The following is a 13,615-nucleotide window of genomic DNA, read 5'->3' as shown; positions in this document are numbered from 1 at the left end:
CCCCGGCCTCGCCGGTTCGAGAGCCGAGGCAGGTCGTCTCGTCGCCTACGGGCGCATGCTTGCGCCGCCCTCGACGTCGAAGGTCGAGCCGGTCATGTACTTGCCTTCGGTCTTGGCGAGGAAGACGCACAGGCCGCCGACGTTGAGTTCGGCGTCGCCGATGCGTCCGAGTGGGGTGACTTTCAGGACGTCGGCGAGGATCTCGGGCTTCTCCTTCTCGAAGCGGATGGATTCCTCGGAGTGGACGAACGGATTGATGACGTTGACGGTGATCCCGTACTGGCCCCATTCCCTGGCGGCGATGCGTGACAGACCGCGGATGGCTTCCTTGTTGGAGCCGTAGGCGCTGGTGCGGGCGACCGACATGGTGCCGGAGCCGGAGCCCATGTTGATGACGGTGCCGCTGCTGTTCTTCAGGTGCGGCAGGGCGGCGACCATGTATCGCCAGGTGGCGAAGATTCCGGATTCGTAGCTGGCGATCATGTCGTCCCAGGTGGTGTCCTCGATGAGGATGCCGGTGCGGAATTCCTGGGCGTTGTTGATCAGGATGTCGAGCCGGCCGAACTGCTCGATCGTCTGGGCCACGACCTGTCCGGCGGCGGCGTGGTCCTTGTTGTCGGCCTTGATCGGCAGGACCCTGGAGCCGGGGACGAGGGTTCCGAGTTCGGCCTTGGCCGCGTTCAGGGCGGTCTCGTCGCGGCCGGTGATCACTACGGCGATGCCCTGCTTGACGTATGCCTTGGCGACACCGAGGCCGGTGCCTTTGCCACCGCCGGTGATGATGGCGACCTGGCCGTCGAGTTCCGACATGGGTGTTCTCTCTTTCGGGGCCTTGCCGAGAGGTCTCGGGGTGTGGGTGTGCGTGGGATGGGCTGGCCGCACGGAAGGCCTGGCGGCCGGCGAGGTCACGGCGTGCGGCAGCGCGTCGTGTGCTGCCGGGCGGGTGGGTCAGCGGCGGCGCTGGGCCTTGTCGGCAAAGCGCGGGTGCGGGGCGGCGTAGTCCTCGGCGGTGTTGATCGTGGTGCCGGGCGCGACGATCTCGTCGATGCGGTCGAGCACGTCGTCCGGGATGACGTAGTCGGCAGCACCGAGCTGGGTCTCCAGGTGCTGCATGGTGCGCGGGCCGACCAGGGCGCTGGTGACACCGGGATGGCGGATCACGAACGCCAGGGCCAGGTGGACGAGGCTGACACCGACCTCGTCGGCGAGCGCACCGAGCGCGTCGGCGGCTTCCAATTTGCGCTGGTTGATCGGCGTGGACAGGTCGTAGAGCGACGGGTCGAGCGCTCGGTTCTGCTCGGGCTTGGCGACGCCCTTGCGGTATTTGCCGGAGAGCCAGCCGTTGGCCAGGGGGCTCCAGACCAGGACACCCATGCCGTACTGCTGGGTGGCCGGCAGCAGCTCGGTCTCGATGCCGCGCGAGAGCAGTGAGTACGGCGACTGCTCGGTGGTGAACCGGTGGTGCCCGCGCTTCTCGGCGACCCATTGCGCCTCCACGACCAGGCTCGCCGGGAACGTCGAGGAACCGACGGCCAGGACCTTGCCGTCGCGGACCAGGTCGGACAGGGCGCTGAGGGTGTCGTCCAGGCCGGTCGAGTAGTCGGGGCGGTGGACCTGGTAGAGGTCGATGCGGTCGGTGCCCAGCCGGCGCAGGCTGTCCTCGACGGCCTGCTTGATGTAGCGGCGCGAGGTGCCGCCCTGATTCGGAGCCTGGCGCAGCGGGTTGGCGAACTTGGTGGCGAGCACGACGTCGTCACGGCGTCCGGCGATGGCCTTGCCGATGATCTCCTCGGACTCGCCGAAGGAGTAGATGTCGGCGGTGTCGATGAGGTTGATGCCGGCCTCCAAGGCCCGGTGGATGATCCGGGTGGAGTCCTCGTGGTCCGGGTTGCCCCAGGCCCCGAAATTCATCGCCCCGAGGGCGAGCGGGCTGACCTTGATGCCGGTGGTGCCGAGGGTGCGCAACTGCATGACTGTCCTTTGTGTTCGGGTGTGCCCGTCGGGCACGCGACGCCCCCGCGCGGGCGCGCGGAAGCCGGAAGGTCTCGAAGAAGAGGTGTGACCAGGGGTCAGAGCTGGGCGGGGACGCTGAGGCCGGTGAGGCGCTCGGCCTCGGCCCACAACCGGGCGCGGACCTGCTTGTCCAGTGCGCGGCTGGTCGGTTTGGCCGTGATGGTGGGGCCGACCAGGCCGGCCCAGCGGGGGCCGTAGTAGCCGCCGGCAACCGCGTCGGGGCTGGTCGCGGCGTACAGCAGCGGCTCAGCGCCCTGCGCGACGTCCTGGATCGGGGTCAGCCGACCGGCGATGCGCAAGGCCAGCGGCGGCTTGCCGCCGCCGAGGTTCGGGCCGGACGACGCGATGTTGGTCCGGGTGTTGCCGGGGTGCGCGCCGGCCGACAGCAGCGGCCAGCCGTGCTCGTGCGCGAGATCGGCCAGGTGCAGCGCGAGCATCAGGTCGGCCAGCTTCGACTGCGCGTACGCGGCGACCGCCCCGTATCCCTGCTGTGATTGCAGGTCGTCGAAGTTGATCCGGCCGCGGGCGGCGGTGCCGCTGCTCATCGTGGCGACCCGCGGGGTGCGGGCGGTCAGCAGCAGCGGCAGCAGACGCACGGTGAGCGCGAACGGGCCGAGGAAGTTGCTGCCGATCTGAAGCTCGAAGCCGTCCTTGGTCTGCATGCGCTGCGGCACCATCATCACGCCTGCGTTGTTGAGCAGCAGGTCGAGCGGGCGGCCGTCAGCGTTCAGGCGATCAGCGAAATTGTGGACCGAGGCGAGATCGGCGAGGTCGAGCGGATGAATCCGGACCCTGGCCCTTGGGTGGGCGGCCAGGATCTCGGCGCGGGCCTGCTCGCCCTTGCTGGGTGTGCGTACCGCGAGGATCACGTCGGCACCGGCACCGGCCAGGCGCTTGGCGGCTTCCTTGCCGGTACCGCTGTTCGCGCCGGTCACGACGGCGAGCTTGCCGCGCTGGCTGGGGACCTCGTACATGACGACTCCTAGAGACCGTTGGTCTTTAACGAGTTCAACGGTAAACGACCGATGGTCTTTTGGCAAGAGACCCTTGGTCTGTAAGATTCCAAGCATGGGATTCATGCGTGCTCGCAGTGACGAACAGCGCGAGGAGCGCCGTCGGCAGATCTTGGCCGCTGCGGCGGCGATGCTGGTGGAGATGCCAGTCGCGAAGGTCACCCTCAACGAGTTGAGCCGACGGACCTGCCTGGCCAAGTCGAACGTGCTGCGCTACTTCGAGTCCCGCGAGGCGGTCCTGCTCGAACTGCTCGACACGGAGATGCGGGACTGGCTGACACAACTGGAGACCACATCCGAGCCCGTCGCCGGGACGGCGCGCGAGCGCGGTGACCAGCTCGCCGACGTTCTCGTCACCTCATTGACGAGCCGGCCGACGCTGTGCGATTTGATCAGCGTCCAGGCCGCGGTGCTGGAGCACAACGTCTCCACCGAGGTCGCGCTGCACTACAAACGCGCGTCCCGGCGCACGGTCGAGCGGCAGGCCCGCTGGGTGCTGCGCTACCTGCCCGAGCTTGGCGATCAGGACGCGACCCGGCTCGTCGCGATGACCACACTGATCACCGCCGCGGCGTGGCCGTGGAGCCGGCCGTCGGCGGCGATGCTGGCCGCCTACGCCGCCGACCCGGCCGTGGCCGCCATGCGCGGGGAGTTCACCGACCTGCTTCGGCAGAGCCTGCACGTCACCCTCTCCGGGCTCCTGGCCCGCCGCGACGACCTGCCGGTGGGAACCGCTCGGATCGACACGGTCCACCGCGACGCCTGAACGCGACCGGCCCGACGCCAAAGACGCCGGGCCGGGGAATGCAGGATTCAGTTCGATCGAGGTTGGCGCAGGTCGGCGTAGGTGACCGTCAGGCCGATGACCAGCAACGCCCAGACCGGCGCGCCGACCGCGGTGTGGATGGCATCGATGAGGCCGCCGGCGAGACCGTGTCCGTCGGCACCGAAGCCGGGATCGCCGAGCAGGACCAGGCTGAGGGTGCCGAAGACTAGGCTCATCGTGGCTTCGATGGCGACCGTGACCGCCGCGAGCATGCCCCAGCGTGCGAGCGCCCGTCCAAGTCGGGCGTGTGTCAGAGCGAACGAGCGCAGCAGCGGGCGGCGGTCGTGCTCGAACAGGACGCCGAAGCTGAACAGCGACAGCGCGAAGAGCAGGTAGATGCCGGGCACGACGAAGGCGGCGAGCCCGGCGACGAGCAGCAGTGCGGCGGCCAGTGTCCACGGTCCGAGGCGCGTGAGCCGGCTCAGTCCGTAGCGGTAGGCATCGGCAACGCGGACGGGCCGGCCGGTCACCGCCTCGGCGGTCAGCGCCCAGATACCGCCCGCCCACCCGACTGAGCCGACAGCGACCGCGACGCCCAGCAGGACCACCGGCAAGACCACGCTCATCATCAGCGTGGAGACGCTGCCGGCGGCGGCAATGACGTCCGGCATCGAGGCTACGGCGGGATAACCAGCGGCCTCGGCCAGCCCTCGGCCGAGTTCCACGGCGGCCAGCGGAAGGGACACCGAGACACCGGTGACGAGCAGACCGGGCCGCCAGCTTCGCCGGGCCACCTGCAGCACAGTGGCGGCCCAGGACCCGAACGTCGCAGCGGGCGGGGCAAGCCGATCGGCGTGACCGACCAGTCCCGTGGGCGGAGACGCGTCAGCCATGTGCCGCGAGCACTATCGGTACGGACGTACGGCGAAGCCGTGTCAGCAGGGCAATGCCGGCGGCGAGCTGGGCGGCCATGATGGTGTAGACCGAGATCCGCTCGGCGATCGCGACGCCGGAGATGACGCCGCCGGAGGTTGCGGCCACCACGGCGAACATGACGATCACGCTGATGTTCCCGACGATGCCGAACCCGATCAGCGCGCTGCCGAGGCGGCGGTGCCCCTGCCGGTGCAGGGCGGTGCCGACGATGATGGCGGCGATGTTCCCGCCGAAGATGGCCATGCCTGCACCTGCGGTGTGGATCGCCACGGTGCCGTCAGCCACGGCCTCCGGGGAGCCGGGGAACGTTCCCACCAGGAGCAGGCCGACCCCGGTGATCACCGCGAAGATCCGGTACACGCGGGCCGAAGCGCTGGCCAGTAGCGGAGCGAGCAGGAACGCGGCGACCGCGATGACCGCACCCTGGAGCAGGAACGCGGTGTTCATGACCGGATACAGCGGCGAGCAGACGGGGTGGTCGATGAGTGTTCCGCAGGAGGGGACGCCGAGGTCGCTGATCGCGTTGTTCGCGTAGCTGTAGGCGGGGGTGCGCCAGGCGGCGGCCGAGACCGCCTCGGCGATCAGGTAGACGGCGGGGTTGAGCAGGAGCAGCAGGCTTCCGGCGAGTGCTCTGCCGCGGGGCAGGGCGATGGCAGCAGACATCAAGGGTCCTGACGACGAGGGACGGCGAGCGGACGAGGCGGGAGGTCGTTCGGGTCAGCGGTGGGCCGGGAGCGTGACGCCGGTGAGCTGCTCGGCCAGGGTCCACAGGCGCGCGGCGATCGCCTTGTCGGCGGCGGAGGCCGGCAGTTTCACCTCGACGGCCGGGCCGAACAGGTTGTACTTCGGCCCGTAGTAGCCGCCCTGCACGACGTCGGGGCTGGTCGCGGCGAGCACGATCGACCGGGCCCCCTCGGCCGGGGTCTGCGACGGCGCGACCCGGTTGAGGACCCGCAGGATCAAGGGGGCCTTCCCGCCCATCGTCGGTCCGCTCGCGGCGATGTTGGTCTTGGCCGCGCCGGGGTGCGCGCCGATCGACAGCAACGGCCATCCCCGCTGGTCGGCCAGGTGCGCCAGGTGCTGGCTCATCAACAGGTCCGCCAGCTTGGACTGGCCGTAGGCGGGGATCGGCTTGTAGCCGCTGGTCCAGTTCAGGTCGTCGAAGCGGATGGTGGCACCGTTGGCCTGCCCACTGCTCATCGTGACCACCCGCGGAGCACGGGCCTGGAGAATCAGCGGCAGCAGACGCACCGTGAGCGCGAACGGGCCGAGGAAGTTGCTGCCGATCTGCAGCTCGAACCCGTCCTTGGTCTCGTGCCGCACCGGCGGCATCATCACCCCGGCGTTGTTGAGCAGCAGATCCACCGGGCGGCCATCGGCGATCAGCGAGTCGGCGAACTCCTTCACGCTGGCCAGATCCGCCAGATCGAGCCGGTGGACCTGCACCTCCGCGCCCGGGTGTGCCGCCAGGATCTCCCGCTTCGCGTCCTCGCCCTTCGCCACCGTGCGCACCGCGAGAACCACCGACGCTCCCGCGCCGGCAAGCGCCTTGGCCGCCTCCTTACCCGTCCCGCTGTTCGCCCCCGTCACAACCGCGAACTTGCCGCGCTGAGCTGGCATCTCACCCATGTCCACTCCCTAACGACCGATGGTCTGTTACGTGTTCAAAGTTAACACACCGCTGGTCTATAAGGCGAGAAGTGGCGGTAGCAGGCACAGTGCGAACGGGGTGCGACGCAACCGGCAGCGGCGGGCGGACCACGCGCGCAGCAACCAGCGCCACCACGAGACGCGAGTCCGGGCATCGGCCGGCATGGGTCTGGACCATCGCGGTTCGGCCGCCGGACGGTGCCGTGGCGATCAGGCTCAGGACGCCGAGCGATGCCGCGGACGGTCAGCGGCGATGCTCGGCAGGCAGGGAGGCAGGAAGAGAAGAAGGCGGAGGGCTGGTGTCAGCCTGACCGATCTATTGCGCCTGGAGGGCGATGTCGATGGGGGCGGAGCCCACGGGGAGATCCTCTTGGCGGGCGAGAAGACCTGAGATGGTCACGGCCAGGGCCTGACGCAACAGGTCGGTGAAGTCGGTGCGCATGGCGGCCAGCGACGGGTCGGCGGCGTACGCGGCGAGCATTGCCTCCGGCGGCTGGCTGTACGGCCAGGCCGCACCGGCGATGAGGGTGGTCATCGCAACGACCCGGGTCGCGTCCTGAGCACCCAGTTCCGGCACGTAGCGCAGGATGATCCTGGCCTGGGCCTCGATCGACTTGCGGGACGCCCGCTTGTACGCCAGCGCCACGTCGGCGGACACGTTGTGGTCGAGGACGGACGCTTGCGCACTGTTCAGATCGCACAGCACCGGCCGGCGGGCCAGCGTCTCGGCGATGACCGCGGCCAGCCGGTCCCCTCGCTCGCGCACGGTGCCTTCTACGGGTTCGAGCGTCTGCTCCAGCTCGGTAACCCACTGTTCGAGTTCGGTGTTGAGCAGTTCGAGCAGGATCGCTTCCCGCGACTCGTAGTAGCGCAGGACGTTGGACTTGGCCAGACCGATCCGCCGGCTTAGCTCGTTAAGGCTGATCTTCGCGACCGGCATCTCGGCGAGCATCACCGCCGCGGTGTCCAAGATCTGTCGGCGTCGCTCGGCCCGCTGCTCCTCGCTGTGAGCGCGCTTGAAGTCCATGAATCCATCCTACAGACCGTGAGTCTCTTGCCTGGTGGTCGGCGGTTGCCTGGCCGGCACGGAACCGGTATTGCGGCCGAAGGCGTCGGATCGCGAGGCGTTTCGCGCCAGCACCGACCAGCCGGTCCGGATTACGCTTCAGAACACGGCAACCAGTCGGCCGGTGACCTCGCCGCGCGTCAGCCGTTGGATGCCCGTCCCGATCTCGTTGAACCCGATCTGCTCGATGTGCGGCCTGACCTCGCCGCGCCTGAGCAGATCAAGAAATGCGGCGAGATCCTCCCGCGTGCCGGTGCTCGATCCTCGGTATTGCACCTGTTTGGCGATGACGTCCAGCAGGTCGATCGTCGCCTCGGGCCGACCGATGCCGACCTGCACTATCCGGCCACCCGCGCGGACAGCGTGAAAGGCACCCCTGGTCGTCTCCATTCCGGCGAAGTCCACGACGAGGTCAAGTCGCTTGTCGGCGAAGTCGGTGATGCTCGACGAGCAGGCGGCGACACCCTGCTCGGCCGCGGCGGGGTACAGCGACTCGCGTAGTTCCGCCGCATACACCTCGGCCCCGGCGAGCACCGCCAAGCGAGCGCCGATCATGCCGAGCCCGCCGAGCCCGATGACGCCGACCCTCATCCCCGGCTGAATCTCGCCCTGCACCCGCATTGCGTGATAGGCGGTCAGGCCAGCATCGGTCGCGGCGGCGGCAGCCGCATCGTCGACACCTTCAGGAACGGCCACCAGCAGATCGGTCGACACGGCGACACGGCTGGCGTAGCCGCCGTCGCGTCCAGTTCCAGGACCGCCCGAAGACGCCAAGACCGCCACTCGATCACCGGCAGCCCACCCCGTCACTCCCGCACCGATCGACGCGACGGTCCCGCAAATCTCGTGCCCCAAGGTCAAAGGCACCGCAGCCGGACGCAGATGGCCCTGCACGACACCAACGTCGGTATGACACATCCCGGCGGCGCGAACGTCGATGACGACCTCGCCTGCCAGCGGCTGGGGAACCGGCACCTCTGCCAGCAGGAGCCCGTGATCGACCGAACCGAACCGCCATGCCGGCATGCTGCCTACCTCAACGTGATCCACAATCCAAGACTACAGACCTACGGTCTATTGGCAATAGACCGTAGGTCTGAAAGCGGTGGCACTCGCTGACGGCAGCGTCCGGCGGTGGCGAGCGGCTGCCGATACCGGTGTCGTCGAACCGTTGAGGTCAGGAGCCGCAATGACTGATTTTCAGGATTTCTCGTACCGGGCAGAGCCTGCCGCCTGCCGTACCTCTGCGGCAGGTGTCGACGGCGCAGGGCTGCCGGCGGCGGTGCTGGCGCACGTCGCCGAACTGCGCGAGGACCAGCGGCAGAACGCGGGGCACTCGGCGGCCGGCGGCGACTGGGAGATCCTGGTGAACGTCGGGGCCGCCTACCATGACTCGGCGGACAACCTGCCGTGCAGCGCGGAGGTGCAGGCGCCGTACCGGACGGTGCGATCAGACCTCGTCGGCCTGGATCTGGACGAGATCGCCGCTCACGACGGGTGGGGCGTCCGGCCGCTGGAAGCGGTGGCCTGGCGCTACGTACTGCTCAGGTCCCGGCCGGGCTTCAACTCGCTGCAGCCGCTCGCTGTTCGCGCGCCGCACGTGCGGGCGATCGCCTCGTGGAAGGCCGCCGGAGCCACGATCGCCGATCTCGACCCGTCCGGGAGCGCTGCAGCGTGGCTGCGTGCGGGCGTTGCGCTCGGCGAGGTCGCCTCGTGGGAGAACGCCGGCCTGGCAGAGGTGCTCGACCAGCCGGGCCTGGCCGCGTTCGCGGGCGGGTGGGGAACCCCGCAGTACGCCGCCGACTTGGAGGCGATCTGGCGGCACGCCGCAGCGGCAGGGAACGTCGACGGACCGTGCCGTGCCCTCGAACTGGGCTTCATGATGCTGTTCGTGAACGTCTGCCCGCCTGCGCTGGCCCGCTACCTGGGCATGTGTGCTCCACGCGCGATCACCGCGGAGGAGGCCATCGCCTACTTCCGTAGTTTCTTGCTCTACCAAAACGATCGGTGGTACGAGTTCCGGGACGCCTGCGAGCAGGGCCTTACCGTGGACGAGATGCGGATGCGACACGCCCGCGACGTGATACGTCTCCACCGGTCGAGCACCGCGGAACCCGCCCGGTAGCGGCCTCCCGGGCGAGGCCCGACCCGGCAAACCGCTCCTCGCAGGCGGTCCAGGCTGCCGCGCGCTTCGGCCCAGCCGCGAGGAGCGCGCCCCTGGGGTACCACCCGCCCTGAAACTGACGGCCCCAGCCACGATGTCGTTCGCCGGGAACAGCCTCTTCACCGGCCTTGCCGCTGGAATCGAGACCCCGGCTGTGCGCCCAATCGGCCTCCGTGCGGCAGTCAGCACTTCGGTCTCCACCTTCGCCAACTGCGGCCCGGCATGCCTGATCCGGTGCACCGGCGACCCCTGATTCCCGAGTCAACCGGTGTGATTCAGCGAACAGGAGGCCGCGTACCAAGGTCATACACCAGACGACACGGCTCACCCGCGAGACCCTCATGCTTCGGCCCACCAGGACCCCCTATAGGCCGGTCCAAGATCGCGAATTCCTGCCCGACCAGGGGTTACATACAGTCACCGTCGGCCCGGTTTGGTGAAGGGCTCGGGAGTGTACAGCGAGGGTCCGACAAAAATGCCGGTCGCCGGAACATGATGTGGTCTGAGCGGTGGATATCCACAACATCGTCCACAGGATGTGCACAGAAGTGCCCCTCCGACATGCACGCGTGTCGTTGACTGCGCATCGCAGACCGGGTTACCGTTCGTGTCGGTCCAAACGCGAAAGACCCCGGCACAGGACGTCGAGGTCGACATCCCGTCCGGGGTCTCAGGTTTGCTTGGTAGGCGACCTGACCCTAACCGAGGCCCACTGTGCCCACCAGGGTTCAGTGGACTTTCTCATGTCGGGAAGAGATCGCGGCGGTCCGCCGCATCCGGGCGAAGGTCCCGGGCGCGGAGGAAGGTACCCACCGTGCGCTTCGGCGAACACTACGAAATCATCCGGTCGGAAGCCGACGACTGGTTCGACCCGTACCTGGCGACCGACACCCCGTTGTGTGTCGAGCCCTTCGCCATCTGGGCCGACACCGACGACCTGTGGTTCGGCGCTCACGACCACGTCCTGGACTTCTTCGCCATGGTCTTCGACCTGGTGCGCGAGTCCGGCGGGAACACCGCCTCCCTGGCCTGGAAGAAGGCCCAGGCGCTGATGCTGTTCCCCGAACCGGCCGAGTTCTGCCTCGGCGTCGCCGCCGGGTCGCCCAACGGCAACGGGGCCGGCAAGATCCTGCAGGAGGGCATGCTGGAAGGCGTGCGCACCGCGCTGGGGCTCGGGTTCGACAACGTTCCGCACATGGAGATGCTCGCCCTGTTCCAGGGCGGCATGGGCCTGGACCGCATCAGCGACGCGGTCTGCAACATCGCCAAGAGCTTCTTCATCACCTACACCCAGCAGGTCGCCCGCCGGCACAACGTGCCGACCGAGACGTTCCGCGTCCGTAACGCGACCTGGGACGCGGCCGCCGCCATGTGGCGCGACGCCGAGGTCGACCTGCCCGTCAACCCCTACACCTCCCGGCGTACCCCGGTGCTGCTGGTGCCCAAGCGGTTCCTGCGCGACATCCCGGTGGTGACCGCCGACGGGTTCTGGAGGTTCGCCTGGAACGGGCACGCCGAGGAACTGCGGACCCACTTCAACTACGACATCGCCCGGCACGTCGACCGCCGGGAGAAGGCGAAACTGGCCCGGCAGAACCCCGCCATCGTCGCGGAGTACCTCACCTCGCTGGAGCACGAGGACCACCCGCCGTACGACGTCGACAAGGACCCGAAGCTGCGCACCTCCTGGTGGGAGCGCGGCGGCGCGATCGCCGCGACTGCCACGACGTCGTTCGTCCCGGAAGACCCGGCGCAGTTCCCGGACTTCGTCGGCACGGTCATCGACGTCTTCAAGCGCGGCATCGAGCGCGAGGGCGAGTGGCAGCAGTTGTGGCACAACAACTTCGCGTACCCCGAGAAGAAGGTCCAGATGGTCTTCCGGGCGTGCGTCAAGCACTACTGCAAGGCCAACGACGTGGCGATCGCCGGCGAGGCGAACGCCGGCCGCGGCCCGGTCGACTTCGAGTTCGCCCGCGGCTGGATGGCCCGCTCCGTCGTCGAGCTGAAGCTGGTCTCCAACACCCGGTTCTGGGACGGCATCCTCGCCCAGACCCCGGAGTACGCCATGGCGGCCGACGTCAACATCGCCTACTTCGTGGCGGTGGCCTTCACCGACGCCGAGATGGCCGACAGCTTCACGGCCAAGGTCGCTAAGGCCGCCCGGATCGCCTCGGAACTCCACAACGTCGAGGTGCGGGCCGTGATCGTCGACGCCCGGCAGCGGCCCTCGGCCTCGAAGCTCAAGCCGCCGCAGGAGGTCCGCGACGAGCTGCATCGTCCGGACGAAGACGCTGCGGCCTGACCGGCAAATCACCGGACGCGGGGCGGCGCGACTGCTGTCGCTCGCCCCGCCCCGTACGTTGTCGGTCGTCTCCCGCGCCCCGTGAACGACGGTCAGTCCGCTACGGGCACCTCAGTGTCAAGCAGAATGTCCTCGTCGGCATAGACGATCAGACGCCGGGAACTGGGGAAATACTCGGTGTGCGTCACCTCAGGGAACATGTCCAAGCCAGCGTCGACCGCGCTGCCGACAATCGCGAGATCTCCGTCATTTGATGGATAGACGGTGGCATATCGCACGCTGCTGCCGCTGCCCCGATCCAGCTCGTTGACCCGTGAAATCTGGGCGGTGTCCATGACAAGCGGCACCACGTCGCGTTCCGCACGGCGCACACAATCGATCAGGCAGGAGCGCATCGCTGCTGCTGATACCGGCCCGTACATGACTTCGTCAATGAAACGGTTCGAGAAAACCTGGTGATACCCGTTGTGAGTCCACTGTAGGAGCTGGCCATCTCGTAAGGTCAGGCCAACCCCATCGTCGTCAGGCTCCTCGAAGATGGAAAGATCGACCACTCGGACCATCACCAAGTCGGACTCCAGCAGCGCGGCCCGGAACTCCCAGTCAAGGGGGTACGACAGAATCGACCGGCAATGTGGCAGCGGCTGGTTAAGTTGCTCGAAGTGCATAGACACACACACCTGGCGCAGCGGGGGCAGGGTTTGCAGAACGTCTCCGAGTTGGTCGACGGCGGACTCATTTCGCTCGGTGATCAGCAGGTAGTCGCCAGCTCCAATTTCCACCAAGCCCACCCCCTGCGGCGACTCCTCGTACCGCGTGTATGCAGCAGCCAGCCACTCAGGATTCGGTTCGGGCAGTGCGACATCCATAGCGACGAGTTCCGGAATGGCCGGAGATGGGCCCACCGGTCTCGGGATGGCGAGGGCGTCAGCGACTGCGGCGACGGCTGCCTGACTCCCCTGGGGGTGAGGCATCACGCTCTCACGCAGGTAACGCGTGAGCATCTCACCACGTTGCCGTTGCCTGGCGAGCCGGCCGCTGGCCGGCGGCCGTACCGGAATACGAGTGTTCTTGCACTCCACGACTTCAACGCTGCCGCCGGATTCAACAGCGACCACGTCCCCGACGAGTAGGACATTTGTCAGGTCCGAAATGACAGGCACCCGGCCCGCTCGGAACAACTGTTCGACGACCTGCATGACAAACGCGGCGTCCTCCGCGTTCATCGGCGGCGGCGCTGCGCGACCCGGATGCTTGGACAGCGTCCGGATGGTGTGGGCAGGTAGCAGAAGCCACGCCAAAGCGTCACCAATCGCCCTGAGCTTGATCCGATGATGTTTGAATAGATCACGTTCAGCCCGGGTCGTACCCTTCCGAGCGTGCTCGTCGAGGAGCTTTCGCTGTAGGTCGACGACAGAACCGGAGTCGGGCAGGTCGACGAGAAATCGCAGCAGAAGCCGTCGAGTGCCGTACAACTCTTCCGCCAGCGCCGCCAACGCGGCTTCCTCGGGGTCCATGCACCCATGGTGACGGAGCGCCCACGAAGTCGCGAATGCGATTCCGTCCCGGTGACGCACTCACCGAATGTGCGGAGATGGATCACGACGGTGGCTCAAAGGAGAGAAAGACCCAGGCTGGCCGGACATCCTGCGTAATGCGGCGGCCGGGTCGGAACCTGCCCGACGGCTACCTGCACCGAAGTCCC

Annotated in this window: 12 protein-coding genes; 3 read left to right on the top strand and 9 right to left on the bottom strand. The window is 68.1% G+C overall.

The annotated features are described in order from the left end of the window. Positions 1-45 precede the first annotated feature (45 nt). From Aco03nite_RS34930 to Aco03nite_RS34920, 3 genes are all read right to left on the bottom strand, one after another. Entirely contained in the window at positions 46-909 is an 864-nt protein-coding gene (locus Aco03nite_RS34930) for an SDR family NAD(P)-dependent oxidoreductase (protein ID WP_203803236.1), read from the bottom strand. A gap of 39 nt (positions 910-948) precedes the next feature. Further along, entirely contained in the window at positions 949-1,971 is a 1,023-nt protein-coding gene (locus tag Aco03nite_RS34925; protein WP_203803233.1) for an aldo/keto reductase, read from the bottom strand. 98 nt (positions 1,972-2,069) lie between these two features. Next, entirely contained in the window at positions 2,070-2,987 is a 918-nt protein-coding gene (locus tag Aco03nite_RS34920; protein ID WP_203803223.1) for an SDR family oxidoreductase, read from the bottom strand. A 103-nt stretch (positions 2,988-3,090) separates the two neighbouring features. Between Aco03nite_RS34920 and Aco03nite_RS34915 the strand changes: the two genes are divergently transcribed. Further along, complete coding sequence (locus Aco03nite_RS34915) at positions 3,091-3,792, top strand: TetR/AcrR family transcriptional regulator (RefSeq protein ID WP_239145701.1); 702 nt, start codon at positions 3,091-3,093, stop codon at positions 3,790-3,792. A 47-nt stretch (positions 3,793-3,839) separates the two neighbouring features. Here the strand turns inward: Aco03nite_RS34915 and Aco03nite_RS34910 are convergent, their stop codons facing one another. From Aco03nite_RS34910 to Aco03nite_RS34890, 5 genes are all read right to left on the bottom strand, one after another. Next, entirely contained in the window at positions 3,840-4,586 is a 747-nt protein-coding gene (locus tag Aco03nite_RS34910; protein WP_203803217.1) for a hypothetical protein, read from the bottom strand. A gap of 91 nt (positions 4,587-4,677) precedes the next feature. Next, the gene (locus tag Aco03nite_RS34905) at positions 4,678-5,391 is read right to left on the bottom strand and encodes a DUF998 domain-containing protein (RefSeq protein ID WP_203803215.1); all 714 of its coding nucleotides are present in this window, start codon (positions 5,389-5,391) and stop codon (positions 4,678-4,680) included. Between the two features lie 54 nt (positions 5,392-5,445). After that, positions 5,446-6,357 carry an SDR family oxidoreductase gene (locus Aco03nite_RS34900; protein ID WP_203803212.1) on the bottom strand — a complete coding sequence of 304 codons (912 nt, stop codon included), beginning with the start codon at positions 6,355-6,357 and terminating at the stop codon, positions 5,446-5,448. Between the two features lie 337 nt (positions 6,358-6,694). Then, on the bottom strand, positions 6,695-7,405 hold the full coding sequence (locus Aco03nite_RS34895; protein WP_203803210.1) for a TetR/AcrR family transcriptional regulator: 711 nt from the start codon (positions 7,403-7,405) through the stop codon (positions 6,695-6,697). Positions 7,406-7,543: 138 nt separating this feature from the next. Beyond that, positions 7,544-8,494, bottom strand: coding sequence for an alcohol dehydrogenase catalytic domain-containing protein (locus Aco03nite_RS34890; protein ID WP_203803208.1), 951 nt, complete (start codon positions 8,492-8,494; stop codon positions 7,544-7,546). Between the two features lie 139 nt (positions 8,495-8,633). Between Aco03nite_RS34890 and Aco03nite_RS34885 the strand changes: the two genes are divergently transcribed. Beyond that, complete coding sequence (locus tag Aco03nite_RS34885) at positions 8,634-9,569, top strand: hypothetical protein (protein WP_203803199.1); 936 nt, start codon at positions 8,634-8,636, stop codon at positions 9,567-9,569. 853 nt (positions 9,570-10,422) lie between these two features. Continuing rightward, a complete protein-coding gene (locus Aco03nite_RS34880; protein WP_203803197.1) occupies positions 10,423-11,910 on the top strand; it encodes a DUF8370 family protein in 1,488 nt (495 codons plus the stop codon). A 92-nt stretch (positions 11,911-12,002) separates the two neighbouring features. On the opposite strand, the gene Aco03nite_RS34875 is transcribed toward Aco03nite_RS34880, so the two are convergent. After that, positions 12,003-13,427 (bottom strand): hypothetical protein, encoded by a 1,425-nt coding sequence (locus tag Aco03nite_RS34875; protein WP_203803195.1) that lies wholly within the window; start codon positions 13,425-13,427, stop codon positions 12,003-12,005. Positions 13,428-13,615: the final 188 nt, after the last annotated feature.

This window comes from Actinoplanes couchii, from assembly GCF_016862075.1.
GTDB classification, from domain to species: Bacteria; Actinomycetota; Actinomycetes; order Mycobacteriales; family Micromonosporaceae; genus Actinoplanes; species Actinoplanes couchii.
This window is presented reverse-complemented; position numbering and strand designations above follow the sequence as displayed.

Coding starts and splice junctions, on each gene's coding strand:
- Aco03nite_RS34925 (WP_203803233.1), bottom strand. CDS start 1,971: ATGCAGTTGCGCACCCTCGGCACCACCGGCATCAAGGTCAGCCCGCTC.
- Aco03nite_RS34920 (WP_203803223.1), bottom strand. CDS start 2,987: ATGTACGAGGTCCCCAGCCAGCGCGGCAAGCTCGCCGTCGTGACCGGC.
- Aco03nite_RS34915 (WP_239145701.1), top strand. CDS start 3,091: ATGCGTGCTCGCAGTGACGAACAGCGCGAGGAGCGCCGTCGGCAGATC.
- Aco03nite_RS34905 (WP_203803215.1), bottom strand. CDS start 5,391: ATGTCTGCTGCCATCGCCCTGCCCCGCGGCAGAGCACTCGCCGGAAGC.
- Aco03nite_RS34900 (WP_203803212.1), bottom strand. CDS start 6,357: ATGGGTGAGATGCCAGCTCAGCGCGGCAAGTTCGCGGTTGTGACGGGG.
- Aco03nite_RS34895 (WP_203803210.1), bottom strand. CDS start 7,405: ATGGACTTCAAGCGCGCTCACAGCGAGGAGCAGCGGGCCGAGCGACGC.
- Aco03nite_RS34885 (WP_203803199.1), top strand. CDS start 8,634: ATGACTGATTTTCAGGATTTCTCGTACCGGGCAGAGCCTGCCGCCTGC.
- Aco03nite_RS34875 (WP_203803195.1), bottom strand. CDS start 13,427: ATGGACCCCGAGGAAGCCGCGTTGGCGGCGCTGGCGGAAGAGTTGTAC.